The organism is Streptomyces olivochromogenes (assembly GCF_001514115.1).
In the GTDB taxonomy this organism is placed as follows: domain Bacteria; phylum Actinomycetota; class Actinomycetes; order Streptomycetales; family Streptomycetaceae; genus Streptomyces; species Streptomyces olivochromogenes.
Map to the genome: position 1 here is coordinate 1 of NZ_KQ948518.1, position 2,235 is coordinate 2,235.

Below are 2,235 nucleotides of genomic sequence, written 5' to 3' on the forward strand. Positions count from 1 at the left end.
TTGTAGCAGGTCGGGGCGTCGCGGTCCGGTGGCGTCGGCGTAGTTGGTGACAGGCGTGTGACAGAGCCGGTGATAGACCGAGGCTCCGCCGGGGAGCATCCTCGTGGGCCTTTGCCCGGAGCCATGAGACGCAGCCTCACCGGAGCGCTCCGGTGAGGCATCACCGTGAAGTTGACTGCGCGTGCACGCGTGACGCGTTCGGCTCGTCATGCAGTTTGTCTTCCAGCGCTGTTCTCGGGGACGCCGAATTTGCGATCGCAGCCATTGACGGACGACGTAGCCCCGCGGGGCAACCGGGCGGGCTCTGTTGTGTGGAGGGTTGATGTGCTGTGCCCTGTTCGGCCCACACCTCTTTCCGGGGGGTGCCGCTCTGGCTCCGATCCGGTTCCGGGTGGCCATCGCCGCCTGAGCCCACGGACGGCCCTCCCCCCGCACAGAAGACCGCTCCGGGCACCGACACCCGGGCAGTCTTCTGTGTCCAGGGAGACCGACGGAGACCCCGCAACGGCCTATGCGGCAGCGGGCGGCTCCCGTGGCTCGTCTGCCGGGAGCGCCGGGGGCAGGGTGTCGGCCCTCCGGAAGCTGGTCCAGGCGTCGCGGGCTTTGCTGGCTGACTCGATCACATCGGGTACCTGGTCCAGCAGCCCCTTGAGTGCAAAGAGCAGCACGGAAGCCACGCCAGCGATGGCGAGAATGACGATGATGGCGGTGCCGTCCACCGATCCTTACCTTCCCTGTCATGGGTCGGAATCGGGTGCGCAGGCAGCCTCGATCCGTCCCTTTCGGTCGGGACCGAGACACCCGCGCGGGATGCGGCGCGCAAATGTTCTCGGGTGGGCCGATGTTCCTGGCCCGGGTCGTGCGGTCGTGCGGTCGTGCCCTACCCATCAGCCCGGGATCTTGACTGACATCGTCGGCGCGGCGGCTGCGAATAGCACCGTGCCCAGTCACTTAGGCTGACGTTGTCCTGCCCTCCCGTTTCACCGGGGCGCACAGGTGCGCGGGGCTGGTTCACCCTCTGCTACCGATAGTACCGCAAGGCAAAAACAACTGAGCCCCTCCCCAGTCGAGTTGGGGGAGAGGCTGATGGCTGGTCAGGTCAGCGCCACCTATCCGCCCGGCAGTCGGGAGCCGGGCATCGTCGAGCTGAGCGCCGCGTTCGGCATCGCCGCGTCGACGGCGCAGAAGGCCCTGGCGCACCTGCGCGACACGGGCGAGGTGCGCACCGAGCTGGGCTTGGGCACGTTCGTCGCCGACTCGAAGTAGGCCGACTAACGCCGACCGGTCCGAAAATCGGCCAGTGCTGTCGGCTCCTGACGCTAACCTGATGTGCGTTGACGCAGTGTCACTTGACGCGAACGGGGCCGGGAGTAATGGCAGGGAAGGTAAACGCGGGGAACGTCCTTAACCCCCTGAGTGGCGGGATCGCCTCCGAGATCGCGGTCATCATCGGGACGCAGGTGGCTCGGGAGCTGGGAAAGGTCGCAGCCACGAGCCTGTGGCGAATCATCCGTCAACCCCGGGTTGAGCAGAGGGTCGAACGGGTCGACAACATCCAGACTGTCTTCATTGCTCAGCCCAAGGATCTTGCCGAGAAGCGGCAAGACTTCCACTTCGACTTCCTGAATCACACGCTGAAGCAGTCCGAGTGGACCTTCGGCCTGAGCATGGCATTCATGTCGGGCGGCGCGTTGATCGTCCTGACAGGGGCAGCGCTGGCGCTGGTGCACGCCGGAAAACCCGACCGCAGTTACGTACCGATTGTGACGAGCTTGACAGGTGGGTTGCTGACGAGCGGCGGCGGTGCGCTGGCGCTCCACTGGAAGCGGACGACGGCGAACCTGGCCAAGGCGGCTGAGAGCAACGAGAAGAAGATCGACAACGATCACAATCTCGAAGTGGCGATGACCTTCATTGATCGTGTCGAAGACCCACAAGAGAGGGACCGTCTCAACTCGACCGCCGCGTTGAAGGCGCTGGGCGTGGAGGCGCAGCCCGAGACCATGGTCAACAGGCTGCTTCCCGACCCGCAGCCCAAGGAGATCGAGTCGGGGGAGTAGACCGGCTGACAACTGGCGGAGTCGCCGCCGGGGGCACCCACGCCGTGGGACCTTGTCGCCATGCAGCTCTTACACATTGAGGCGTGGGTCGGCGACGGGTGGCAGCGGGTAATCAGGTTGGGCGACTTCGAGCCGCCGAACGACGGCTGTTCGGACGACCATTTGGTCAACGAAC

The 2,235-nt window shown here is 65.7% G+C and carries 3 protein-coding genes; 2 read left to right on the plus strand and 1 reads right to left on the minus strand.

Translation table 11 applies throughout. The features are described from left to right. Positions 1-509: 509 nt before the first annotated feature. Complete coding sequence (locus AQJ27_RS51290; protein ID WP_067385974.1) at positions 510-719, minus strand: hypothetical protein; 210 nt, start codon at positions 717-719, stop codon at positions 510-512. 367 nt (positions 720-1,086) lie between these two features. Here AQJ27_RS51290 and AQJ27_RS51295 point away from each other — a divergent pair, with 367 nt between their 5' ends. Both AQJ27_RS51295 and AQJ27_RS51300 read left to right on the plus strand, forming a co-directional pair. Further along, positions 1,087-1,266, plus strand: coding sequence for a helix-turn-helix domain-containing protein (locus AQJ27_RS51295; RefSeq protein ID WP_079065975.1), 180 nt, complete (start codon positions 1,087-1,089; stop codon positions 1,264-1,266). Positions 1,267-1,373: 107 nt separating this feature from the next. Then, positions 1,374-2,060: a TRADD-N-associated membrane domain-containing protein gene (locus tag AQJ27_RS51300; protein WP_067385978.1), complete on the plus strand. Its 687-nt coding sequence runs from the start codon at positions 1,374-1,376 to the stop codon at positions 2,058-2,060. Positions 2,061-2,235 lie beyond the last annotated feature (175 nt).